This is a genomic window from Aeromonas sp. Lyrl_2 (genome assembly GCF_051948815.1).
Classification (GTDB): Bacteria; Pseudomonadota; Gammaproteobacteria; order Enterobacterales; family Aeromonadaceae; genus Aeromonas; species Aeromonas veronii.
In genome coordinates this window covers 143,594-163,939 of the sequence record NZ_JAYJLJ010000011.1, presented here as the reverse complement: position 1 = coordinate 163,939, position 20,346 = coordinate 143,594, and the positions used below count along the sequence as shown (strand labels likewise).

Genomic DNA, 20,346 nt, shown 5'->3' with positions numbered 1-20,346 from the left:
TTGAGGCAGTTGAGGCAGTTGAGGCAGTTGAGGCAGTTGAGGCAGTTGAGGCAGTTGAGGCAGTATCAGAATTCATTAAAAGAAAAGCCGGGACAAGCCCGGCTTTTTCTTTATCACTCAGCAGCTGCTTCAGCAGCGGCCGGGCGGTCTACCAGCTCAATATAAGCCATAGGGGCGTTGTCGCCAGCACGGAAACCGCATTTAAGAATGCGAGTATAACCGCCGGCGCGCTCCAGGTAGCGCGGGCCCAGTTCATTGAACAGCTTAGCCACGATCGCGTTATCGCGAGTACGGGCAAATGCCAGGCGACGATTAGCAACGCTATCAGTCTTGGCAAGGGTGATCAGCGGTTCAACTACACGACGCAGCTCTTTTGCCTTAGGCAGAGTCGTCTTGATGATCTCATGACGAACCAGGGAGCTGGCCATGTTGCGGAACATTGCCTGACGATGGCTGCTGTTCCGGTTCAGTTGACGACCACTCAAACGATGGCGCATGACCTTATCCTTCTAACTAAATCTGTGAAACCCGTAATCTGGATTACTCGTCAGCGATGCTGGCGGGCGGCCAGTTCTCAAGGCGCATGCCAAGAGACAGACCACGGGAGGCCAACACGTCCTTGATCTCAGTCAGGGACTTCTTACCGAGGTTAGGAGTCTTAAGCAACTCAACTTCGGTACGCTGTACCAGATCACCAATATAGTGGATAGCTTCTGCCTTCAGACAGTTCGCAGAACGAACTGTCAGCTCCAAATCATCGACAGGACGTAGCAGAATCGGATCAAACTCGGGTTTCTCTTCTTTCTTCTCGGGCACGCTGACATCGCGCAGATCCACGAAGGCTTCCAGTTGCTCGGCCAAGATAGTGGCAGAACGACGGATGGCTTCTTCAGGATCCAGGGTACCATTGGTCTCCATGTCGATGACCAGCTTGTCCAAGTCGGTACGCTGTTCCACACGTGCTGCCTCAACATTGTAGGCAATACGAACGATGGGGCTGAACGCGGAGTCCAGCAGCAGGCGACCAATAGGACGCTCTTCGTCATCGTTGTGAACACGAGCAGAAGCAGGCACATAACCACGACCGCGCTGAACTTTCAGGCGCATGCTGATTTCAGCATTGGCACCAGTCAGATGGCAGATTACGTGCTCCGGGTTTACGATCTCGACTTCATCACCGTGAGTGATATCACCAGCGGTAACGGGGCCTGTTCCAGACTTGGTCAGGGACAGAGTTACCTCGTCCTTGCCTTCCAGCTTCACAGCGATACCTTTCAGGTTGAGCAGGATTTCAAGAATGTCTTCCTGTACACCTTCTTTGCTGCTGTACTCATGCAGTACCCCGTCAATTTCGACTTCAGTAACTGCACAACCGGGCATAGATGACAGCAAAATACGACGCAGGGCGTTGCCCAGCGTGTGACCAAAGCCACGCTCGAGTGGCTCAAGAGTCACTTTCGCATGAGTCGGGCTAACTTGCTCGATGTCAACTAGCCGCGGTTTAAGAAAATCTGTTACAGAACCCAGCATTGTGTCCTCTCTTTAGAAGCTAGCTTTACTTGGAGTAAAGCTCGACGATCAGCTGTTCGTTAATGTCGGCAGACAGGTCGGAACGCTCTGGCAGACGCTTGAAAGCACCTTCCATTTTAGCGGCGTCAACCTCTACCCAAGTCGGCTTCTCACGCTGACCAGCAACTTCCAGGGAAGCTTTGATACGCGCTTGCTTCTTAGCCTTCTCACGAACGCAGATCACGTCCTCAGGGGAAACCTGGAAAGAAGGAATGTTCACAACGCGACCGTTTACCATGATGGCCTTGTGGCTCACCAGCTGACGAGATTCAGCACGGGTAGCGCCGAAGCCCATACGGTAAACAACGTTGTCCAAACGACCTTCCAGCAGCTGCAACAGGTTTTCACCGGTGTTACCCTTTTGACGGGCAGCGTCGCGGTAGTAGTTGCGGAACTGTTTTTCCAATACGCCGTAGATACGACGAACTTTTTGTTTCTCGCGCAGCTGAACACCGTAGTCGGACAGACGCGCTTTACGCGCACCGTGCTGACCAGGGGCGGTGTCAATCTTGCACTTAGAATCAATCGCACGAACACCTGACTTCAGGAAGAGGTCGGTGCCCTCACGACGGCTAAGCTTAAGCTTAGGACCGATATATCTTGCCATCTTCTTTCTCCAACAATCCTAGACCAAGTAGCTACAGCGTTATACGCGGCGCTTCTTGGGAGGACGACAACCGTTGTGCGGGATCGGAGTCACATCAGTAATGTTAGTGATGCGGAAACCAGCCGCGTTCAGGGCGCGGATGGAAGACTCACGACCGGGACCCGGACCTTTGACCATGACTTCCAGGTTCTTGACGCCATATTCTTTGGCCATCTCACCAGCGCGCTCGGCAGCTACCTGAGCAGCGAACGGGGTGGACTTACGAGAACCACGGAAACCGGAACCACCAGAAGTAGCCCAAGACAGAGCATTGCCCTGACGGTCAGTAATGGTCACGATTGTGTTGTTGAAAGATGCATGAACGTGCGCAATACCGTCGCTCACTTGCTTTTTAACGCGCTTGCGAGCACGAGTCGGAGTTTTAGCCATTTTCTACCTTCCCGTTACTTCTTGATAGCCTTGCGCGGACCCTTACGGGTACGAGCGTTGGTCTTGGTACGTTGACCACGAACAGGCAGGCTACGACGGTGACGCAAACCACGGTAGCAACCCAGATCCATCAATCGCTTGATGTTCATGGAAATCTGACGACGCAGGTCACCTTCAACGGTGAATTTACCTACTTGTTCACGCAGACTCTCGATCTGAGCTTCGTCCAGGTCTTTAATTTTCACATTCTCAGCGATACCGGCTGCGGCACAGATGGCCTTGGAGCGGGTACGACCGACGCCATAAATCGCAGTCAAAGCGATGACTGCATGCTTATGGTCAGGAATGTTAATGCCAGCGATACGGGCCACTATTCACTCCTACATATAGTAGATTACGACCACCACAAAGCCCGTGAGCGGATACGTGGCGGTCAACCAATACACAACAAAAGTTGGCTGGCTATATTAGCCAGCACAACTATTTGTTGCAAGTACTAACCGTAAAAAATTAGCCTTGGCGCTGTTTATGCTTTGGCTCGCTGCAAATCACACGCACCACACCGTGACGCTTGATGATTTTGCAGTTACGGCAGATTGCCTTAACGGAAGCACGAACTTTCATTGCTTAACTCCGTAACTACGCCGACCTTTAGCGGCCGTAGCCCTTCAGGTTGGCCTTCCTCAGGACGTCGCCATATTGATGAGACATCATATGGGTTTGTACCTGAGCCATGAAGTCCATGATAACTACCACGATAATCAGCAGCGAAGTGCCACCGAAGTAGAACTGTACGTTCCAGGCAGTCATCAAGAACTGGGGTACCAGACAGATAAAGGTTATATAGAGCGCACCTGCCAATGTCAGGCGAGTCATAACCTTATCGATGTAACGTGCTGTCTGCTCGCCCGGGCGAATCCCCGGGATAAAGGCTCCACTCTTCTTCAGATTATCTGCTGTCTCGCGGGGGTTGAACACCAGCGCGGTATAGAAGAAGCAGAAGAAGATAATGGCTGCTGCATACAGCATCTCGTAAAGCGGTTGACCCGGCTGCAGGACCATAGAGACCTGTTGCAGGATATCAGCTACTTTACCCTCACCCTGACCAAACCAAGAGGTAATGGTCCCCGGGAAGAGGATGATACTGGATGCGAAAATCGCAGGAATCACACCAGCCATATTCACTTTCAACGGCAGGTGTGTGCTTTGCGCGGCAAATACCTGGCGGCCCTGTTGACGCTTGGCATAGTTAACGACGATACGACGCTGACCACGCTCCACGAACACCACAAAGTAAGTCACTGCGAAAACAATCAAGCCCAGCAACAACAACAGCAGGATGTGCAATTCCCCTTGACGTGCCTGTTCGGCCGTAGCGCCAATGGCATGCGGCAGACCAGCAACGATACCGGTGAAAATAATCAACGAGATACCATTACCAATCCCACGCTCGGTAATCTGCTCACCCAACCACATCAAAAACATGGTACCGGTGACCAGACTCACAACCGCTGTGAAATAGAAGCCCAGACCCGGATTAGTCACGAGTCCATGCATCATATTCGGCAGACCGGTTGCAATACCAATGGCCTGGAAAGTTCCCAAAACCAGCGTGCCCCAACGGGTATATTGGCTAATCTTGCGACGGCCGGATTCACCTTCTTTCTTGAGTTCAGCAAGAGCGGGGTGAACCACTGTCAGCAGCTGGATAATGATCGATGCCGAAATGTACGGCATGATCCCCAACGCAAGAATAGAAGCACGCGAGAGTGCACCACCACTGAACATGTTGAACATCTCAATGATGGTGCCCTTCTGTTGCTGGAACAACTCGGCCAGTACGGCGGCGTCAATACCAGGAATCGGCACATAAGAGCCTGCACGGAAAACGATAATCGCCCCGAGAACGAAGAGCAGACGGCTCTTCAGTTCACTCAGACCACCCTGTGCTTTAACATCCAATCCTGGTTTCTTAGCCATTGTACTGATTATTCCTCGATTTTACCGCCAGCTGCCTCGATGGCTGCGCGTGCACCTTTGGTGACGGACAGACCACGAACGGTCACAGCACGGTCAATGTTGCCTGACAGAACAACTTTAGCGAACACGATGTTCTTAGTAACAACACCGGCTTGCTTCAGAGTGCTCAGGTCGACCACATCACCTTCTACCAGGGCGATTTCGTTCAGACGCACTTCGGCAGAAACCAAAGATTTGCGAGAGAAGAAACCGAACTTCGGCAGACGGATTTTCAAAGGCATCTGGCCACCTTCGAAACCGTTGCGAACTTTGCCGCCACCGGAACGAGAGGTTTGGCCTTTAACACCACGACCACCAGTCTTGCCCAGGCCGGAGCCGATACCACGACCACGACGTTGTTTTTCAGGCTTGGAACCAGCGGCCGGAGACAGAGTGTTCAGACGCATGCTTAGCCCTCCACCTTAACCATGTAATAAACCTGGTTGATCATGCCGCGTACGCAAGGAGTATCTTCCAGCTCAACGGTGTGACCAATGCGACGCAGACCCAGACCACGCAGAGTCGCCTTGTGCTTTGGCAGACGGCCGATAGAGCTGCGAGTTTGAGTTACTTTTACAGTGTTAGCCATGTCGCATTACCCCAGAATTTCTTCAACGCGCAGACCACGCTTGGCAGCGATCTGTTCCGGTGATTGACCGTGAACCAGAGCGTCTACAGTAGCGCGAACAACGTTGATTGGGTTGGTGGAACCGTAGGTCTTGGCCAGCACGTTGTGGATACCGGCAACTTCCAGAACAGCACGCATAGCGCCGCCTGCAATGATACCAGTACCTTGGGAGGCCGGCTTCATGAACACGGTGGAGCCAGAGTGAACACCACGCACCGGGTGGTGCAGAGTGCCGTTGTTCAGCTCAACCTTGTTCAGGTTACGCTTAGCCTGTTCCATTGCTTTTTGAATAGCAGCCGGAACTTCACGGGCTTTACCATAACCGTAACCTACACGGCCGTTACCATCACCCACCACGGTCAACGCGGTGAAGGACATGATACGACCACCTTTAACAGTTTTCGAAACACGGTTTACTGCAATGAGCTTTTCTTGCAGTTCGCCGGCTTGAGATTCGACTTTAGCCATCTTCGACTCCTAGCTTAGAACTGAAGACCAGCGTCACGTGCGGCAGCTGCCAGGGCAGCGATGCGACCGTGATACTTGAAACCGGAACGATCGAAAGATACGTTCTGAACGCCTTTGGCAATAGCACGCTCAGCGATAGCCTTACCTACAGCGGTAGCAGCATCTGCGTTACCGGTGTATTTCAGAGCTTCACTGATGGCTTTCTCTACTGTGGAAGCAGAGGCCAGAACTTCGGAACCGTTGGCTGCAATAACCTGCGCATAGATATGACGCGGGGTACGGTGAACAACCAGACGGGTAGCTCCCAGTTCCTGCATCTTTTTCCGAGCACGAGTAGCACGACGGAGACGAGCTGCTTTCTTGTCCATAGTGTTACCTTACTTCTTCTTAGCTTCTTTAGTACGCACTTGCTCGTTGGCATAGCGTACACCCTTGCCCTTGTAGGGCTCCGGAGCGCGGTAAGCACGGATATCGGCGGCGACTTGGCCAACCAGCTGCTTGTCGACGCCACGCAGAACGATTTCTGTAGCAGTCGGGCACTCAGCGGTCACACCAGCCGGCAGCGCATGCTCTACCGGGTGAGAGAAGCCCAGAGCCAGCGCAACAGCATTGCCCTTGATGGAGGCTTTATAACCTACACCAACCAGCTGCAGCTTGCGCTCGAAGCCTTGGGTAACACCGATTACCATGTTGTTGACCAATGCACGGGCAGTACCGGCCTGAGCGTCAGCACCAGCGATGCTGCCGCGCGGGGCGAACTTCAGTACATTGTCTTCTTTGGTCACTTCTACACCGGCGTGAATAGAGCGAACCAGAGAACCTTTACCACCTTTGATGGTCAGTTCCTGGCCGTTCAGAGTCACCTCTACGCCAGCAGGAATAGTGACGGGTGCCTTAGCAACACGAGACATTTCCTACCTCCTATTAAGCGACGTAGCAGATGATCTCACCGCCCATGCTTGCTTTGCGAGCAGCACGGTCAGTCATCACACCTTTAGACGTGGACACGATAGCAACACCGAGACCGCCCATAACTTTCGGCAGATCAGTAGTGCGCTTGTAAATACGCAGGCCTGGACGGCTTACGCGTTGGATCAGTTCTACAACTGGCTTGCCCTGGAAATATTTCAGTTCAATTTCCAGTTCCGGCTTCACGTCACCAGCTACGGAGTAGCCAGCGATGTAACCTTCTTCTTTCAGCACTTTGGCGATAGCCACTTTCAGCTTGGAAGAAGGCATGGAAACCGCAACTTTGCTCGCCGCCTGACCGTTACGGATGCGGGTCAGCATATCCGCGATCGGATCTTGCATGCTCATAAGTCTAACTCCCGAGATTCGTTACCAAGAAGCCTTCTTCAGGCCCGGAATTTCGCCCTTCATGGCATGCTCACGCACCTTGATGCGAGACAGGCCAAACTTGCGCAGGAAACCGTGCGGACGACCAGTAATATTGCAACGGTTACGCTGGCGGGACGGACTGGAATCACGGGGCAGCTGTTGCAGTTGCAGTACAGCATCCCAACGCGCTTCTTCAGAAGCGTTCATGTCAACGATGATAGCTTTCAGCTCGGCACGCTTGGTCGCGTACTTGGCTACCAGCTTGGCACGCTTTGCTTCGCGCGCTTTCATGGATGTTTTAGCCATAACCCTAACCTTACTTGCGGAATGGGAAGTTAAAGGCAGCCAGCAGAGCACGGCCTTCTTCATCGGTATTCGCGGAAGTGGTGATGGTGATATCCAGACCACGGACGCGATCGACTTTGTCATAGTCGATTTCCGGGAAGATGATCTGCTCACGCACGCCCATGGAGTAGTTACCACGACCATCGAACGCTTTAGCGTTCAGGCCACGGAAGTCACGGATACGCGGTACGGAGATGCAGATCAGCCGTTCCAGGAACTCCCACATACGCTCGCCACGCAGGGTTACTTTACAACCTATCGGGTAGCCTTCACGAATCTTGAAGCCCGCAACAGATTTGCGAGCTTTGGTGATCAGCGGCTTCTGACCGGAAATGGCAGCCATATCGGCAGCAGCATTTTCCAGCAATTTCTTGTCAGAGATCGCTTCACCAACACCCATGTTCAGGGTGATTTTCTCGATCCGAGGGACTTGCATGATAGTCTTGTAACCGAACTGCTTGGACAGTTCATTTACTACATCGGATTTGTAGTAATCATGCAGTTTCGCCATCGTTAAACTCCAATTACTTCACAAGTTCGCCGGTGGATTTGAAGAAACGGACTTTTTTGCCGTCTTCAATCCGGAAACCAACGCGGTCAGCTTTGCCAGTGGCAGAGTTGAACAGCGCTACGTTTGATACATCGATGGGGGCTTCTTTGGTGACGATACCGCCAGCCTGACCCAGTGCGGGTACCGGCTTCTGGTGTTTCTTCACCTGGTTGATGCCTTCCACGATTACCTTACCTTTTGCAATCAGGACTTGAGTGACTTTGCCACGCTTGCCCTTGTCTTTGCCGGTAAGAACAATCACTTCGTCTTCGCGACGGATTTTAGCTGCCATCGTTCGACTCCTTACAGTACTTCGGGTGCCAGGGACACAATCTTCATGAACTTCTCATTACGCAGTTCACGGGTCACCGGGCCAAAAATACGAGTACCGATTGGCTGTTGGTTGTTGTTAAGCAACACAGCCGCATTGTTGTCGAAACGGATGACAGAGCCGTCCGGACGACGAACGCCTTTACGGGTGCGTACGACCACCGCGTTATACACATCACCTTTCTTCACTTTACCGCGAGGAATGGCTTCCTTGATGGAAACCTTGATGATGTCGCCGATGCCGGCGTAACGGCGGTGCGAGCCACCCAGAACCTTAATACACATTACACTGCGAGCGCCGGAGTTGTCGGCAACACCCAGCATACTTTGCATCTGGATCATCTTAGTGCTCCGCTTTGTTTACTTCTTATCCCTAATGGGATCTGGCTGCCTTCAAAAGGCGCGAAACTATAACACAGGATTTTCAGAAAAGGTAGCCTAAAAAACAAACGGCCCCTGAAAGGGGCCGCTTGGACTACAAAGTACCGATTAGGCCTTTTCTACAACGGCAACCAGGGTCCAGGACTTGGTCTTGGACAGCGGGCGGCATTCGCGGATTTCCACGAGGTCGCCAGCTTTGCACTCGTTGTTTTCGTCATGTACGTGCAGCTTGGTAGTGCGCTTGATGATCTTACCGTAGATCGGGTGCTTTACCTTGCGCTCGATAGCAACAGTGATGGACTTGTCCATCTTGTCGCTGATTACACGACCTTGCAGAGTACGGATCTTGTCAGTCATTACGCACCTGCCTTCTCAGTCAGTACAGTCTTGATACGTGCGACGTCACGACGCACTTGTTTCAGAGTGTGAGTCTGAGCCAGCTGGCCGGTGGACGCTTGCATGCGCATGTTGAATTGCTCACGCAGCAGGCCCAGCAGCTCCTGGTTCAGTTCTTCGACGCTCTTTTGACGCAGATCTTGGGCTTTCATCACATCACCGTCTTAATTACGAAAGTGGTCTGAACAGACAGCTTAGCTGCGGCCAGGGCAAACGCTTCACGCGCCAGAGCCTCAGGTACACCGTCCATCTCGTACAGAACCTTGCCAGGCTGGATCGGGCAAACCCAGTATTCCACGTTACCCTTACCTTTACCCATACGAACTTCGAGGGGCTTTTCGGTGATGGGCTTGTCCGGGAACACACGGATCCAGATCTTACCTTGACGCTTAACGTGACGGGTCATGGCACGACGGGCTGCTTCGATTTGACGAGCAGTCAGTTGACCACGGGATGTCGCCTTCAGGCCAAAGGTACCGAAGGATACTTCGTTACCAGAGGTGGCCAGACCGCGGTTACGACCCTTGTGGGTCTTGCGGAATTTAGTACGCTTAGGTTGCAACATTTACCGAATCTCCTTACTTAGCAGCGCGGCGCTTGTTGTCACGCTTGGGCTTTGCAGGAGCTTGCTCTTGAGCAGCGGCAGCGTTAACAGCAGCCAGACCGCCCAGAACTTCGCCCTTGAAGATCCAAACTTTAACGCCGATCACACCGTAAGTGGTGTGGGCTTCAGAAGTTGCGTAGTCGATGTCGGCACGCAGGGTGTGCAACGGCACACGACCTTCACGGTACCATTCGGTACGCGCGATTTCAGCGCCGCCCAGACGACCGGAAACTTCCACTTTGATGCCCTTGGCACCCAGGCGCATTGCGTTCTGTACGGCGCGCTTCATAGCACGACGGAACATTACACGACGCTCCAGCTGGGAAGTGATGCTGTCGGCAACGAGTTTGCCATCCAGCTCCGGCTTGCGGACTTCGGAAATGTTGATCTGAGCAGGCACGCCAGCAATAGTGGCTACAGCTTTGCGCAGCTTCTCAACGTCTTCGCCTTTCTTACCGATGACAACACCCGGACGAGCGGTGTGAATGGTCACACGGATGCTCTTGGCCGGACGCTCAATGGTGATCTTGGACAAGGACGCGTTTTTCAGTTCCTTGGTCAGGAACTGGCGTACTTGAAAATCGCTGTACAGGTTGTCAGCGAAGTCTTTGGTGTTCGCGAACCAGGTAGAATTCCAAGGCTTGGTAATACCCAGGCGAATGCCATTAGGATGTACTTTCTGACCCATTGCTTATCTCCCAGCCTTAGCGTCGGATACCACTACAGTGATGTGAGCGGTACGCTTGAGGATACGATCCGCACGACCTTTGGCACGCGGACGGATGCGCTTCATGGAGGGACCTTCGTCGACCATGATAGTAGCAACACGCAGCGCGTCGATATCGGCGCCTTCGTTGTGCTCAGCGTTTGCAATGGCAGATTCCAGCACTTTCTTAACCAGCACTGCAGCCTTTTTCGGGCTGAAGGTCAGGATATTCAGAGCCTTGTCTACGGACAGACCACGTACTTGATCGGCTACCAGACGAGCTTTCTGGGCAGAAGTACGGGCATAACGGTGTTTAGCGATAGCTTCCATCATTTATCCCTTAGCGCTTCTTAGCCTTCTTATCAGCAGCATGGCCGCGATAAGTACGAGTCGGTGCGAATTCACCCAGTTTGTGACCGATCATTTCTTCGGTAACGAAAACCGGAACGTGCTGACGACCATTATGGACAGCGATGGTCAAACCGATCATGTTCGGGATGATCATTGAACGACGGGACCAGGTTTTAACCGGCTTTTTATCCCCGCTTTCCACCGCTTTCTCTACCTTCTTCAGCAAGTGCAGGTCAATAAATGGACCCTTCTTGAGAGAACGTGGCATGGTGATTCCTCTATGTTAACAATTACTTGTTACGACGACGTACGATGTACTTGTCGGTACGCTTGTTCTTACGGGTCTTGAAGCCTTTAGCCTTCTGGCCCCATGGGGACACAGGCTGCATGCCCTTGTTACGACCCTCACCACCACCGTGCGGGTGGTCAACCGGGTTCATCGCCATACCGCGCACGGTCGGACGAATACCACGCCAGCGGTTTGCACCGGCTTTACCCAGTTGACGCAACATGTGCTCGGAGTTACCGACTTCACCGATGGTAGCGCGGCACTCGGCCAGAACTTTACGTACTTCGCCGGAACGCAGACGCAGAGTTACATAGTTACCTTCACGAGCCAGGATCTGGATGAAAGTACCAGCGGAACGAGCCAGCTGGGCACCTTTACCAGGCTTCATCTCTACAGCGTGAACGGTAGAACCAACCGGGATGTTGCGCATCGGCAGGGCGTTACCTACCTTGATGGCTGCATCAGCACCAGAAGCGATCGCGTCACCAGCTTTCAGGCCTTTCGGAGCCAGGATGTAACGACGCTCACCGTCTGCATACAACACCAGAGCGATGTTAGCGGTACGGTTCGGATCGTATTCCAGGCGCTCTACTTTAGCCGGGATACCGTCTTTGTCGCGCTTGAAGTCGACGATACGGTAGTGCTGCTTGTGACCACCACCGATATGACGGGTAGTGATACGGCCGTTGTTGTTACGACCACCGGACTTGCTTTTGCTGTCCAGCAGAGCGGCGAAGGGCTTGCCCTTGTACAGCTCTTGATTGACGATCTTGACGACGTGGCGGCGGCCCGGAGAAGTAGGCTTGCACTTAACGATTGCCATTTTTGAGAACTCCTCTTACTCGGCTGCGCCCATGAAGTCGATGTCCTGACCAGCTTTCAGGGTCACATAAGCCTTTTTCCAATCGGAACGACGGCCTACGCGTGCACCTGCGCGCTTGGTCTTACCCTTCATGTTCAGGGTACGGACGGTCTCAACTTCGACCTCGAACAGTTTCGCAACTGCAGCTTTGACTTCCGCCTTGGTAGCATCAACAGCAACTTTGAACACGATAGTGTTCTGCTTTTCTGCAACCATGGTGCTCTTTTCAGAGATGTGCGGAGCCTTCAGAACTTTCAGCAGACGCTCTTCACGGATCATGCCAGCATCTCCTCGATTTGCTTAACTGCGTCAGCAGTCATCAGAACCTTGTCGAAAGCGATCAGGCTGACCGGGTCGATACCGGCAACGTCACGCACGTCAACTTTGTACAGGTTGCGAGCAGCCAGGAACAGGTTCTCATCGACTTCAGCAGTCACGATCAGAACGTCAGTCAGTTCCATTTCTTTCAGCTTGGCGATCAGTTCTTTGGTCTTCGGAGCTTCGATGCCGAACTTCTCAACAACGATCAGGCGCTCTTGACGTACCAGCTCGGACAGAATGCTACGGATAGCGCCGCGGTACATCTTCTTGTTTACTTTCTGGCTGTGATCTTGCGGCTTAGCAGCAAAAGTCACACCACCGGAACGCCAGATGGGCGAACGGATGGAGCCAGCACGGGCACGACCAGTACCCTTCTGACGCCACGGCTTTTTGCCGCCACCAGACACTTCAGAGCGAGTCAGCTGCGCACGAGTACCCTGACGGGCACCAGCGGCATATGCAACGACGACCTGGTGAACCAGAGCTTCGTTGAATTCGCGCCCGAAGGTAGTCTCGGAAACTTCAAGAGCGCTCTTGGCGTCTTTCATTACCAATTCCATTACTATCTCCTCAGACGTTACGCTTTGACGGCAGGTTTGACGATCACGTTGCCGTTGGTTGCACCCGGTACTGCACCTTTGATGAGCAGCAGGTTGCGTTCAGCGTCAACACGAACCAGTTCCAGGTTCTGAGTCGTTACACGCTCAGCACCCATGTGACCAGCCATCTTTTTGCCCTTGAATACACGACCCGGAGTCTGGTTCTGACCGATAGAACCCGGAACGCGGTGAGACAAGGAGTTACCGTGGGTCATATCCTGGGTGCGGAAGTTGTGGCGCTTAACAGTACCAGCAAAGCCCTTACCTTTGGATGTGCCGGTAACGTCTACCAGCTTAACGTCAGCGAGAAGATCTACTTTCAGCTCGCTACCAACAGTGAAAGTTTCACCGTTGTTCAGGCGGAATTCCCACAGACCGCGACCGGCTTCTACACCAGCTTTGGCGAAGTGGCCAGCTTCCGGCTTGGTCACACGGCTGGCTTTTTTGGCGCCAGTGGTAACCTGAATAGCGTTGTAGCCGTCGGTTTCTACAGATTTGACCTGAGTTACACGGTTAGCTTCAACTTCGATAACAGTCACCGGGATAGAAACGCCATCTTCAGTGAAGATGCGAGTCATACCCACTTTGCGACCTACAAGACCGATTGTCATTGTTATCAACCTCTTTCCGTAATTAACCCAGGCTGATCTGGACGTCTACACCAGCTGCCAGATCCAGACGCATCAGGGCGTCTACGGTCTTGTCAGTCGGCTCAACGATGTCTACCAGACGCTTGTGAGTGCGGATCTCGTACTGATCACGCGCATCTTTGTTGACGTGCGGGGAGATCAGGACGGTGAAGCGCTCTTTGCGAGTCGGCAGCGGAATAGGACCGCGAACCTGCGCGCCAGTGCGCTTAGCAGTTTCAACGATTTCCGCAGTGGATTGATCAATCAGGCGATGATCAAAAGCCTTCAGGCGGATACGGATTCTTTGGTTCTGCATTGACAGAGCTCCAATAGATAAAAGAACATAAATCAACACCGCCCGACCGAGATTTCTCCCGCCAGAGGTGTGATTTTTCACGTTTCCCCCCATATCGGGAGGACTGTATGGCTGGCTCCTGTAAACAGGAAACTCAGCAGCAGACATATCATCTGGCTCACCTCATGGGTAAGCGGAGGGGATTATACGGATTTTTCAAATTTGCGCAAGGGAGAGCGAACAGATTATGCGCAGTTTTATGTGACAGATGGATCTCGCCTGCGGCAATGCACTCTGCTGCCAACACCAAAGTAACGACAATGTTACAAGCAGACTGGTAGACTGTGTGCTTGCCTCTGTCAGTGGAACGACATCCCATGCTCAAAGATCAAAAGAAAGCCTATCAGTATGGCCTTTGCGCCGTTGCCCTCTGGTCGACGGTCGCCACAGCCTTCAAGATCTCCCTCGCCTATTTCGAACCTGTGCAACTGTTGCTTGTGGCCGCCTTCATCTCGACTCTCACGCTGACAGCCGTCGTCGCCAAACAGGGCAAACTGCCGCTGCTGGGAAGCTACATCAAGGCCCGCCCTTTCTACTACCTGACTCTGGGCGTGCTGAACCCCTTTCTCTATTACCTGTTGCTATTCAAGGCCTATGACCTGTTGCCTGCCCAGCAGGCACAGACCCTCAACTACACCTGGGCCATTACTCTCAGTCTGCTGGCCGTCCCCTTCCTCGGCCAGAAGCTGCGTCGGCGTGATGGCGTCGCTATCGTGCTGGGGTATTTTGGCGCGCTGGTGATCGCCACCAGAGGGGATGTATTCGGCCTCCAGTTCGACAGCCCCCTCGGCGTGACGCTGGCGCTGGTCTCGACCCTCATCTGGGCCAGCTACTGGATCCTCAACACCCGCAATCAGGGCGATCCCATTGTCAGCCTGTTGCTCGGCTTTATGATCAGCCTGCCTTTTATTGTCGTGGCGACTTGGTTGCTCTCCGATTTTGCCATGACCGCCTGGCAGGGATGGGCTGGTGCCATCTATGTGGGACTGTTCGAAATGGGCTTCGGTTTCGTGCTCTGGCTGATGGCGCTGCGCCATGCCACCAACACGGCCCCCATCAGCAACCTCATCTTTATCTCGCCGTTTGCCTCACTGGTGCTGCTCAATCTGTTGATCGGCGAAACCATCCATCCGGCCACCCCCATCGGGTTAGCGCTCATCATTGCCGCCCTGTTGATCCAGCAGCTCAAGTACGGCAAACGCTATCGAGCATCAGTCGAAACCAAGAGCTGACCATACAGAAGGGCGTATCCACAGATACGCCCTTCTCTCAATCCATCCACTCCTGTGGCTGATGTTTCGGCAGCCGCATCTCGACCAACAAGCCGCCGAGATCCGAGCTTCCCAACCGGATAGTGCCGTGGTGCTGGGCGACTATCTTGGCCACGATGGCCAACCCCAGCCCACTACCTCCAACAGTCCGCGCCACATTACCCTGAGTAAACGGCTTGAGCACCCGGGAGTAGTCCTGCTCCGGAATCCCGGGGCCATCATCGGAGAGGCGCAAGCGCACCCAGTGCCCATCGTCCTTGAGCTCGGCATGCAAGCGGCTCGCCCCGTAACGCTGCGAGTTGCTTGAGAGGTTGTTCAACACTCGCCGGATACTGACCGGATTGCAGGCCACCCGCACCGCCTCTTGCGGCAGCGCCAGATCGACCTCCAGCCCCTGCTCCGAGTAGATCAGCAAGGTATCGTGCACCAGCTGGGTCAGGTCGATCGGCTCCAGATCCTGGCCTTCATCCGGGCGGATGTAATCGATGAACTGATCGATGATGGCATTGGACTCATCGATGTCGGCGTTGATGCTCTCCTTGAGGTACTCGTCACCGGAGGACATCATCTCGGTGGCCAGCCGGATGCGGGTCAGCGGGGTACGCAGATCGTGGGAGACCCCCGCCATCATCAGGTTACGCTCTTCGATCAGGCTCTTGATGGAGTGAGACATGTGGTTGAAGGTGCGGGTCAGTCGCCGCACTTCCCGTGATCCCAGCTCCCCCAGCGCCTCGGGGAAATGGCCCCTGGAAACAGCAACGGCACCAGCCTCGAGATCCTCGAGCGGGCGCACCAGCTGCCGGGCAAAGCGCCAGGCCGCAAACAGAGTGATCACCAGCAGCACGCTCAGATAGATGATGAGGGGTTCGATATCGTCATCTTCAATCTCGGTCAGCGGGATCCGCACCCAGATTTTGCTGGCCTGCGGCGGCTGGATCCAGATGATGTAGTGATCCTGGATCTCGACCCGCACCTTGGCCGGGCCACCCAGTTCGCGGCTGATGTTCTCCTCCAGATAGGGGTACGGCTTGGCATCGTTGAAGCCATGCTGCACCGCCTCGCTCTGGGTATAGATGTCGGTACCGGTTGTCACATAGACCAGCGCCTCGGCATCTTCACTCAGCGCCAGTTGTTCTGTGTTGACCGGAAAGATCAGCTTGACCTGATTGGCCAGCAAGTGACTGATCTGCTTGACGGTTGGCGCCAGCAGATAGTTGTAGAAGGTGACGTAGGAGACTGCTTGATAGACCACCAGAACGGCAGCCAGAAACCAGAGCATGCGCGAGAACATGCTGCCGACCTTTTTCATGCACCGTCACCATCTGGCACGAACACATACCCCAGACCCCAGACGGTCTGCAGGTAGCGGGGCTGGGCCGGGTCCTGCTCCAGCAGACGGCGCAGGCGAGAGACCTGCACGTCGATGCTGCGCTCGGTGGCGGTGTATTCGCGGCCACGGGCCAGATTCATCAGCTTGTCGCGGGAGAGCGGCTCGCGCGGATGGCTGACCAGCACTTTGAGCACCGCAAATTCACCGCTGGTGAGCGCCATCGGCTCACCATCCCGGCTCAGCTCGCGGGTCGCCAGATTGAGCTGGAAGGCACCGAAGTTGACCACCTTCTCTGCAGCCGAGGGAGCCCCCGGCAGCTCGACGGTATGGCGGCGCAGCACGGCACGGATCCGCGCCAGCAGTTCGCGGGGATTAAACGGCTTGGGCAGATAGTCATCAGCCCCCATCTCGAGCCCGACGATGCGATCCACTTCATCCCCCTTGGCAGTGAGCATCAGCACCGGGATCTGATTGCCCGCTTCCCGCAGACGGCGGCAGATGGAGAGTCCATCTTCCCCCGGCAACATCAGGTCGAGCACCATCAGACTGAAGTTTTCACGAGTCAGCAAGCGATCGGCCTGCTCGCCATTGGCCACGCCGCGTACTACGAATCCCTGCTCGGTGAGATAGCGTTCCAACAGGGAACGTAATTTCAGGTCATCGTCCACGACCAGGACCTTGTATTGCTGCTGACTCATTGCTTTGCCTCTTCATTCTTTAGCTGCCCCCAATACTAGGGGGGGATATAGCGGGAGCAAAGCACAAATATGTTACCGGTTATTACCCGTCCCGAGAGCGTGACGGCCATCAAGTCACTGAGCTGGCCAGCTACTCCCTGAATGGCGCCAGCTGAGCCATCACGATTTCCCTCGACAGCAAGAGGACAAAAGCTAATATTCCCGAGCAGTTAGCGATGAATCCCCCTCTTTGACCAGGTCCGCATCACCATGAAGACAAAGCTGATCACCCGCGAAGGCTACAACAAGCTGAAAGAAGAGCTCGATTTCCTCTGGCGTCAGGAGCGCCCCGAGGTAACCAGAAAGGTGGCATGGGCCGCCAGTCTGGGGGATCGCAGCGAAAATGCCGACTACCAGTACAACAAGAAGCGGTTGCGGGAGATCGATCGGCGGGTGCGTTACCTGCGCAAGTGCCTCGAAGAGCTGGGGATCGTCGACTATGCCCCCGCGCAGGAGGGCAAGGTCTTCTTCGGCGCCTGGGTCGAGGTGGAAAACGATCAGGGCGAGACCAAGCGCTTTCGCATCGTCGGCTATGACGAGATCTTCGAGCGCAAGGATTACATCTCCATCGACTCCCCCATGGCCCGTGCCCTGCTCAAGAAAGAGGTCGGCGATGAGGCCATCGTCCGTACGCCAGTTGGTGACGTCTGCTGGTATATCAACGAGATCAGCTACCCCAAATAGCCGGACTGCTTGCCACAGGCACATCCTGAGTCACAGGTGCAATGGCAAGATAAACGCCCTCCCCTGCGACTTTATCAGTCTGACGGGTGCAGACCCCGGCGCAGGGTGGCATCCCGCAACACGACCCCATATAGTGCTCACACTTGGCGCCTGATGGCGCGGACTCGACCACAGAGGCCCTCAACAACATCATGATGCAAACCATAGAGAGACAGATTGCCGGTGAGCTCAATGCTCGCCCCGAGCAGGTACAGGCCGCAGTGCGCCTGCTGGATGAAGGCTCGACCGTGCCCTTTATCGCCCGTTACCGTAAAGAGGTGACCGGCGGTCTGGACGATAGCCAGCTACGTACTCTGGAGAGCCGCCTCGGCTATCTGCGTGAACTGGAAGATCGCCGTCAGGTGATCATTCGCTCCATCGAAGAGCAGGGCAAACTGACCCCCGAGCTGATGCGCGAATTGAATGGCGCCGACAGCAAGACCCGGCTGGAAGATCTCTACCTCCCCTACAAGCCCAAACGCCGTACCAAGGGGCAGATGGCGATCGAAGCCGGGTTGGAGCCGCTGGCCAATCTGCTACTCAGCGACCCGATGCAGGATCCCGAGCAAGCGGCCGCCACCTTCCTCAATCCCGAACAGGGCATTGCCGACAGCAAGGCTGTCCTCGACGGCGCCCGCTATATCCTGATGGAGCGCTTTGCCGAGCAGGCCGACTTGCTGGAGAAGCTGCGTGACTACCTGTGGCAAAATGCCACCCTGCGCGCCCGCGTGGTGGCAGGCAAGGAGCAGGAAGGGGCCAAGTTCAAGGACTATTTCGAACACGACGAACCCCTGCACAAGGCCCCCTCCCACCGGGTGCTGGCCATGCTGCGTGGCCGCAATGAAGGGATCCTCAATCTGGCGCTGGTAACCGGTGACGATGAGAGTGCCAGCCCCTGCGAAGGGATCATTGCCCACCACCTCAAGCTCAATCTGCAGAACCGCCCGGCCGACAAATGGCTGCAAGGGGTGGTGAGCTGGACCTGGAAGATCAAGTTGTCGCTTCAGATGGAGACCGAGCTGATCGGCCGTATCCGCGAATCGGCAGAGGAGGAGGCGATCAAGGTGTTCGCCATGAACCTCAAGGATCTGCTGATGGCGGCCCCGGCGGGCATGCGCTGCACCATGGGGCTGGATCCGGGCATCCGCACCGGGGTCAAGGTTGCCGTGGTGGATGCCACCGGCAAACTGGTCGATCACGCCACCATCTATCCGTTCGAACCAAAACGCCAGATTGATCAAAGCCTCAAGACCCTGAGCGAGTTGTGCCAGAAGCACAAGGTCGAGCTCATCAGCATCGGCAACGGCACCGCCTCGCGGGAGACCGACCGGCTGGTCAGCGACCTGTTCGAGCGCTACCCCGCCGCCAAGGCGCAGAAGATAGTCGTGAGCGAAGCGGGAGCCTCTGTCTACTCCGCCTCCGAGCTTGCCTCTCAGGAGTTCCCGGATCTCGACGTCTCGATCCGTGGCGCCGTCTCCATCGCCCGCCGCCTGCAAGACCCGCTGGCCGAACTGGTCAAAATCGATCCCAAGAGTATCGGGGTCGGCCAGTATCAGCACGACGTCGGCCAGAGCCAGCTGGCCCGCCGGCTGGATGCCGTGGTTGAGGATTGCGTGAACGCGGTCGGGGTCGATGTGAACACCGCCTCGGTCGCCCTGCTCAACCGAGTTTCCGGCCTCTCCCAGACGTTGGCCCAGAACATCGTCGCCTACCGGGATGAGCACGGCGCATTCAAGAGCCGTCAGCAATTGCTGAAAGTAAGCCGACTCGGCCCCAAAGCCTTCGAACAGTGCGCCGGCTTCCTGCGCATTCGCGGCGGCAGCAATCCCCTCGACAGCTCAGCGGTGCACCCAGAGTCTTATCCGGTTGTGGAGCGGATCCTCGCCAAGCTGGAGCAGACAGTGGAGAGCCTGCTCGGCAACAGCAGCCTGCTGCGCAGCCTGAAACCGGCCGATTACACCGATGAGCAATTCGGCGTACCTACCGTCACCGACATCATCGGCGAGCTGGACAAGCCGGGCCGCGACCCGCGCCCCGAGTTCAAAACCGCGACCTTCAAGGAAGGTGTGGAGCAGATCAGCGACCTGGTGCCAGAGATGGTACTGGAAGGGGTGGTCACCAACGTCACCAACTTCGGCGCCTTCGTCGATATCGGTGTTCATCAGGACGGTCTGGTGCACATCTCCTCCCTGACCGACCGTTTCGTCAAGGATCCCCGTGAGGTGGTCAAGGCGGGCGACATTGTGCGGGTCAAGGTGCTGGAAGTGGACGCCCCGCGCAAGCGGATCAGTCTGACCATGCGTCTCGACGAAAAGGCAGGGCAACCCGCCCGCAAGCCGGCTGAAGCGCGCAACAGCAGTGCTGGCAACACCAAACCAAGAAATGAGCCGCGCCAAAGCCCCCCTATTGGTGGTGCCATGGGCAACGCTTTCGCGGCAGCGCTCTCCAAAGCGAAAAAGTAGCGACACCTTCCAGAACACCTCTGAATGCAAAAAGCCCCACAAGGGGC

Annotated in this window: 33 protein-coding genes; 3 read left to right on the top strand and 30 right to left on the bottom strand. The window is 55.2% G+C overall.

The features are described from left to right. Positions 1-113: 113 nt before the first annotated feature. The 28 genes from rplQ to rpsJ all read right to left on the bottom strand — a co-directional run bounded on the left by rplQ (position 114) and on the right by rpsJ (position 13,737). On the bottom strand, positions 114-497 hold the full coding sequence (rplQ, locus tag VF684_RS11990) for a 50S ribosomal protein L17 (protein WP_005307999.1): 384 nt from the start codon (positions 495-497) through the stop codon (positions 114-116). A 43-nt stretch (positions 498-540) separates the two neighbouring features. Continuing rightward, complete coding sequence (locus VF684_RS11985; RefSeq protein ID WP_005307997.1) at positions 541-1,530, bottom strand: DNA-directed RNA polymerase subunit alpha; 990 nt, start codon at positions 1,528-1,530, stop codon at positions 541-543. A gap of 25 nt (positions 1,531-1,555) precedes the next feature. Further along, the gene (gene rpsD / locus VF684_RS11980) at positions 1,556-2,176 is read right to left on the bottom strand and encodes a 30S ribosomal protein S4 (protein ID WP_005340600.1); all 621 of its coding nucleotides are present in this window, start codon (positions 2,174-2,176) and stop codon (positions 1,556-1,558) included. 39 nt (positions 2,177-2,215) lie between these two features. Beyond that, positions 2,216-2,605 carry a 30S ribosomal protein S11 gene (gene rpsK / locus VF684_RS11975; protein WP_005307993.1) on the bottom strand — a complete coding sequence of 130 codons (390 nt, stop codon included), beginning with the start codon at positions 2,603-2,605 and terminating at the stop codon, positions 2,216-2,218. Positions 2,606-2,619: 14 nt separating this feature from the next. Further along, positions 2,620-2,976, bottom strand: a complete 357-nt coding sequence (gene rpsM / locus VF684_RS11970) for a 30S ribosomal protein S13 (protein ID WP_005307991.1) — start codon at positions 2,974-2,976, stop codon at positions 2,620-2,622. Between the two features lie 139 nt (positions 2,977-3,115). Then, the gene (rpmJ, locus tag VF684_RS11965; RefSeq protein ID WP_005319705.1) at positions 3,116-3,229 is read right to left on the bottom strand and encodes a 50S ribosomal protein L36; all 114 of its coding nucleotides are present in this window, start codon (positions 3,227-3,229) and stop codon (positions 3,116-3,118) included. A 27-nt stretch (positions 3,230-3,256) separates the two neighbouring features. Continuing rightward, positions 3,257-4,585: a preprotein translocase subunit SecY gene (gene secY / locus VF684_RS11960; protein ID WP_005340602.1), complete on the bottom strand. Its 1,329-nt coding sequence runs from the start codon at positions 4,583-4,585 to the stop codon at positions 3,257-3,259. Positions 4,586-4,593: 8 nt separating this feature from the next. After that, positions 4,594-5,031: a 50S ribosomal protein L15 gene (rplO, locus tag VF684_RS11955; RefSeq protein WP_005340604.1), complete on the bottom strand. Its 438-nt coding sequence runs from the start codon at positions 5,029-5,031 to the stop codon at positions 4,594-4,596. A gap of 2 nt (positions 5,032-5,033) precedes the next feature. Then, positions 5,034-5,213 carry a 50S ribosomal protein L30 gene (gene rpmD / locus VF684_RS11950; RefSeq protein ID WP_005307985.1) on the bottom strand — a complete coding sequence of 60 codons (180 nt, stop codon included), beginning with the start codon at positions 5,211-5,213 and terminating at the stop codon, positions 5,034-5,036. Positions 5,214-5,219: 6 nt separating this feature from the next. Beyond that, a complete protein-coding gene (gene rpsE, locus VF684_RS11945; RefSeq protein ID WP_005340605.1) occupies positions 5,220-5,720 on the bottom strand; it encodes a 30S ribosomal protein S5 in 501 nt (166 codons plus the stop codon). Positions 5,721-5,734: 14 nt separating this feature from the next. Further along, positions 5,735-6,088, bottom strand: coding sequence for a 50S ribosomal protein L18 (gene rplR / locus VF684_RS11940; RefSeq protein WP_005340606.1), 354 nt, complete (start codon positions 6,086-6,088; stop codon positions 5,735-5,737). A gap of 9 nt (positions 6,089-6,097) precedes the next feature. After that, positions 6,098-6,631 carry a 50S ribosomal protein L6 gene (gene rplF / locus VF684_RS11935; protein ID WP_005340607.1) on the bottom strand — a complete coding sequence of 178 codons (534 nt, stop codon included), beginning with the start codon at positions 6,629-6,631 and terminating at the stop codon, positions 6,098-6,100. 13 nt (positions 6,632-6,644) lie between these two features. After that, positions 6,645-7,037 (bottom strand): 30S ribosomal protein S8, encoded by a 393-nt coding sequence (rpsH, locus tag VF684_RS11930; protein ID WP_005307980.1) that lies wholly within the window; start codon positions 7,035-7,037, stop codon positions 6,645-6,647. A gap of 21 nt (positions 7,038-7,058) precedes the next feature. Next, positions 7,059-7,364 (bottom strand): 30S ribosomal protein S14, encoded by a 306-nt coding sequence (gene rpsN / locus VF684_RS11925; protein WP_005340609.1) that lies wholly within the window; start codon positions 7,362-7,364, stop codon positions 7,059-7,061. Between the two features lie 10 nt (positions 7,365-7,374). Beyond that, positions 7,375-7,914 (bottom strand): 50S ribosomal protein L5, encoded by a 540-nt coding sequence (rplE, locus tag VF684_RS11920; protein WP_005331162.1) that lies wholly within the window; start codon positions 7,912-7,914, stop codon positions 7,375-7,377. A gap of 13 nt (positions 7,915-7,927) precedes the next feature. Further along, a complete protein-coding gene (rplX, locus tag VF684_RS11915) occupies positions 7,928-8,245 on the bottom strand; it encodes a 50S ribosomal protein L24 (protein ID WP_005307977.1) in 318 nt (105 codons plus the stop codon). 11 nt (positions 8,246-8,256) lie between these two features. Beyond that, positions 8,257-8,625 (bottom strand): 50S ribosomal protein L14, encoded by a 369-nt coding sequence (rplN, locus tag VF684_RS11910; RefSeq protein WP_005307975.1) that lies wholly within the window; start codon positions 8,623-8,625, stop codon positions 8,257-8,259. Positions 8,626-8,772: 147 nt separating this feature from the next. Then, on the bottom strand, positions 8,773-9,021 hold the full coding sequence (gene rpsQ / locus VF684_RS11905; RefSeq protein ID WP_005307966.1) for a 30S ribosomal protein S17: 249 nt from the start codon (positions 9,019-9,021) through the stop codon (positions 8,773-8,775). Continuing rightward, a complete protein-coding gene (gene rpmC / locus VF684_RS11900) occupies positions 9,021-9,212 on the bottom strand; it encodes a 50S ribosomal protein L29 (protein WP_005307965.1) in 192 nt (63 codons plus the stop codon). Before rpmC ends, rpsQ begins: the two co-directional genes overlap by 1 nt. Continuing rightward, positions 9,212-9,625, bottom strand: a complete 414-nt coding sequence (gene rplP / locus VF684_RS11895; RefSeq protein WP_005340612.1) for a 50S ribosomal protein L16 — start codon at positions 9,623-9,625, stop codon at positions 9,212-9,214. The genes rpmC and rplP overlap by 1 nt, the downstream gene beginning before the upstream one ends. A 13-nt stretch (positions 9,626-9,638) precedes the next feature. Continuing rightward, on the bottom strand, positions 9,639-10,352 hold the full coding sequence (gene rpsC / locus VF684_RS11890; RefSeq protein ID WP_005307962.1) for a 30S ribosomal protein S3: 714 nt from the start codon (positions 10,350-10,352) through the stop codon (positions 9,639-9,641). 3 nt (positions 10,353-10,355) lie between these two features. Next, positions 10,356-10,700: a 50S ribosomal protein L22 gene (gene rplV, locus VF684_RS11885; protein ID WP_005319741.1), complete on the bottom strand. Its 345-nt coding sequence runs from the start codon at positions 10,698-10,700 to the stop codon at positions 10,356-10,358. Between the two features lie 10 nt (positions 10,701-10,710). Continuing rightward, positions 10,711-10,989 carry a 30S ribosomal protein S19 gene (gene rpsS / locus VF684_RS11880; RefSeq protein ID WP_005307960.1) on the bottom strand — a complete coding sequence of 93 codons (279 nt, stop codon included), beginning with the start codon at positions 10,987-10,989 and terminating at the stop codon, positions 10,711-10,713. A 22-nt stretch (positions 10,990-11,011) separates the two neighbouring features. Beyond that, positions 11,012-11,833, bottom strand: a complete 822-nt coding sequence (rplB, locus tag VF684_RS11875; RefSeq protein WP_005340614.1) for a 50S ribosomal protein L2 — start codon at positions 11,831-11,833, stop codon at positions 11,012-11,014. A gap of 15 nt (positions 11,834-11,848) precedes the next feature. After that, positions 11,849-12,151, bottom strand: a complete 303-nt coding sequence (gene rplW / locus VF684_RS11870; protein WP_005307955.1) for a 50S ribosomal protein L23 — start codon at positions 12,149-12,151, stop codon at positions 11,849-11,851. Then, positions 12,148-12,753 carry a 50S ribosomal protein L4 gene (gene rplD, locus VF684_RS11865; protein WP_005340616.1) on the bottom strand — a complete coding sequence of 202 codons (606 nt, stop codon included), beginning with the start codon at positions 12,751-12,753 and terminating at the stop codon, positions 12,148-12,150. Before rplD ends, rplW begins: the two co-directional genes overlap by 4 nt. 17 nt (positions 12,754-12,770) lie before the next feature. Beyond that, complete coding sequence (gene rplC / locus VF684_RS11860) at positions 12,771-13,403, bottom strand: 50S ribosomal protein L3 (protein WP_005340620.1); 633 nt, start codon at positions 13,401-13,403, stop codon at positions 12,771-12,773. Between the two features lie 22 nt (positions 13,404-13,425). Continuing rightward, positions 13,426-13,737, bottom strand: a complete 312-nt coding sequence (rpsJ, locus tag VF684_RS11855) for a 30S ribosomal protein S10 (RefSeq protein ID WP_005307944.1) — start codon at positions 13,735-13,737, stop codon at positions 13,426-13,428. 356 nt (positions 13,738-14,093) lie between these two features. Here rpsJ and VF684_RS11850 point away from each other — a divergent pair, with 356 nt between their 5' ends. Beyond that, positions 14,094-15,008: a DMT family transporter gene (locus VF684_RS11850; RefSeq protein WP_139440676.1), complete on the top strand. Its 915-nt coding sequence runs from the start codon at positions 14,094-14,096 to the stop codon at positions 15,006-15,008. A 37-nt stretch (positions 15,009-15,045) separates the two neighbouring features. Here VF684_RS11850 and envZ read toward each other — a convergent pair whose 3' ends face one another. Next, positions 15,046-16,356 (bottom strand): two-component system sensor histidine kinase EnvZ, encoded by a 1,311-nt coding sequence (gene envZ, locus VF684_RS11845; RefSeq protein WP_139440675.1) that lies wholly within the window; start codon positions 16,354-16,356, stop codon positions 15,046-15,048. After that, positions 16,353-17,075 carry an osmolarity response regulator transcription factor OmpR gene (gene ompR / locus VF684_RS11840; RefSeq protein WP_005340625.1) on the bottom strand — a complete coding sequence of 241 codons (723 nt, stop codon included), beginning with the start codon at positions 17,073-17,075 and terminating at the stop codon, positions 16,353-16,355. The genes envZ and ompR overlap by 4 nt, the downstream gene beginning before the upstream one ends. Before the next feature lie 249 nt (positions 17,076-17,324). On the opposite strand from ompR, the gene greB reads away from it, so the two are divergent. Together greB and VF684_RS11830 are read left to right on the top strand one after the other, a co-directional pair. After that, positions 17,325-17,798: a transcription elongation factor GreB gene (gene greB, locus VF684_RS11835; RefSeq protein WP_139440674.1), complete on the top strand. Its 474-nt coding sequence runs from the start codon at positions 17,325-17,327 to the stop codon at positions 17,796-17,798. Between the two features lie 191 nt (positions 17,799-17,989). Further along, positions 17,990-20,299, top strand: coding sequence for a Tex family protein (locus VF684_RS11830; RefSeq protein WP_139440673.1), 2,310 nt, complete (start codon positions 17,990-17,992; stop codon positions 20,297-20,299). Positions 20,300-20,346 lie beyond the last annotated feature (47 nt).

Coding starts and splice junctions, on each gene's coding strand:
- ompR (WP_005340625.1), bottom strand. CDS start 17,075: ATGAGTCAGCAGCAATACAAGGTCCTGGTCGTGGACGATGACCTGAAA.
- rplC (WP_005340620.1), bottom strand. CDS start 13,403: ATGACAATCGGTCTTGTAGGTCGCAAAGTGGGTATGACTCGCATCTTC.
- rpsC (WP_005307962.1), bottom strand. CDS start 10,352: ATGGGTCAGAAAGTACATCCTAATGGCATTCGCCTGGGTATTACCAAG.
- rplF (WP_005340607.1), bottom strand. CDS start 6,631: ATGTCTCGTGTTGCTAAGGCACCCGTCACTATTCCTGCTGGCGTAGAG.
- rplR (WP_005340606.1), bottom strand. CDS start 6,088: ATGGACAAGAAAGCAGCTCGTCTCCGTCGTGCTACTCGTGCTCGGAAA.
- rpsN (WP_005340609.1), bottom strand. CDS start 7,364: ATGGCTAAAACATCCATGAAAGCGCGCGAAGCAAAGCGTGCCAAGCTG.
- rplQ (WP_005307999.1), bottom strand. CDS start 497: ATGCGCCATCGTTTGAGTGGTCGTCAACTGAACCGGAACAGCAGCCAT.
- secY (WP_005340602.1), bottom strand. CDS start 4,585: ATGGCTAAGAAACCAGGATTGGATGTTAAAGCACAGGGTGGTCTGAGT.
- rplB (WP_005340614.1), bottom strand. CDS start 11,833: ATGGCAATCGTTAAGTGCAAGCCTACTTCTCCGGGCCGCCGCCACGTC.
- rpsJ (WP_005307944.1), bottom strand. CDS start 13,737: ATGCAGAACCAAAGAATCCGTATCCGCCTGAAGGCTTTTGATCATCGC.
- rpsH (WP_005307980.1), bottom strand. CDS start 7,037: ATGAGCATGCAAGATCCGATCGCGGATATGCTGACCCGCATCCGTAAC.
- VF684_RS11830 (WP_139440673.1), top strand. CDS start 17,990: ATGATGCAAACCATAGAGAGACAGATTGCCGGTGAGCTCAATGCTCGC.
- rpsD (WP_005340600.1), bottom strand. CDS start 2,176: ATGGCAAGATATATCGGTCCTAAGCTTAAGCTTAGCCGTCGTGAGGGC.
- VF684_RS11850 (WP_139440676.1), top strand. CDS start 14,094: ATGCTCAAAGATCAAAAGAAAGCCTATCAGTATGGCCTTTGCGCCGTT.
- rplW (WP_005307955.1), bottom strand. CDS start 12,151: ATGATCCGTGAAGAGCGTCTGCTGAAAGTTCTGAAGGCTCCGCACATC.
- rpmJ (WP_005319705.1), bottom strand. CDS start 3,229: ATGAAAGTTCGTGCTTCCGTTAAGGCAATCTGCCGTAACTGCAAAATC.
- rplD (WP_005340616.1), bottom strand. CDS start 12,753: ATGGAATTGGTAATGAAAGACGCCAAGAGCGCTCTTGAAGTTTCCGAG.
- rplN (WP_005307975.1), bottom strand. CDS start 8,625: ATGATCCAGATGCAAAGTATGCTGGGTGTTGCCGACAACTCCGGCGCT.
- rplX (WP_005307977.1), bottom strand. CDS start 8,245: ATGGCAGCTAAAATCCGTCGCGAAGACGAAGTGATTGTTCTTACCGGC.
- rplE (WP_005331162.1), bottom strand. CDS start 7,914: ATGGCGAAACTGCATGATTACTACAAATCCGATGTAGTAAATGAACTG.
- rpsQ (WP_005307966.1), bottom strand. CDS start 9,021: ATGACTGACAAGATCCGTACTCTGCAAGGTCGTGTAATCAGCGACAAG.
- rpmD (WP_005307985.1), bottom strand. CDS start 5,213: ATGGCTAACACTGTAAAAGTAACTCAAACTCGCAGCTCTATCGGCCGT.
- rpsS (WP_005307960.1), bottom strand. CDS start 10,989: ATGCCACGTTCTCTCAAGAAGGGTCCATTTATTGACCTGCACTTGCTG.
- rplO (WP_005340604.1), bottom strand. CDS start 5,031: ATGCGTCTGAACACTCTGTCTCCGGCCGCTGGTTCCAAGCCTGAAAAA.
- rpsE (WP_005340605.1), bottom strand. CDS start 5,720: ATGGCTAAAGTCGAATCTCAAGCCGGCGAACTGCAAGAAAAGCTCATT.
- rpmC (WP_005307965.1), bottom strand. CDS start 9,212: ATGAAAGCCCAAGATCTGCGTCAAAAGAGCGTCGAAGAACTGAACCAG.
- envZ (WP_139440675.1), bottom strand. CDS start 16,356: ATGAAAAAGGTCGGCAGCATGTTCTCGCGCATGCTCTGGTTTCTGGCT.
- VF684_RS11985 (WP_005307997.1), bottom strand. CDS start 1,530: ATGCTGGGTTCTGTAACAGATTTTCTTAAACCGCGGCTAGTTGACATC.
- rplV (WP_005319741.1), bottom strand. CDS start 10,700: ATGGAAGCTATCGCTAAACACCGTTATGCCCGTACTTCTGCCCAGAAA.
- rplP (WP_005340612.1), bottom strand. CDS start 9,625: ATGTTGCAACCTAAGCGTACTAAATTCCGCAAGACCCACAAGGGTCGT.
- greB (WP_139440674.1), top strand. CDS start 17,325: ATGAAGACAAAGCTGATCACCCGCGAAGGCTACAACAAGCTGAAAGAA.
- rpsK (WP_005307993.1), bottom strand. CDS start 2,605: ATGGCTAAAACTCCGACTCGTGCTCGCAAGCGCGTTAAAAAGCAAGTG.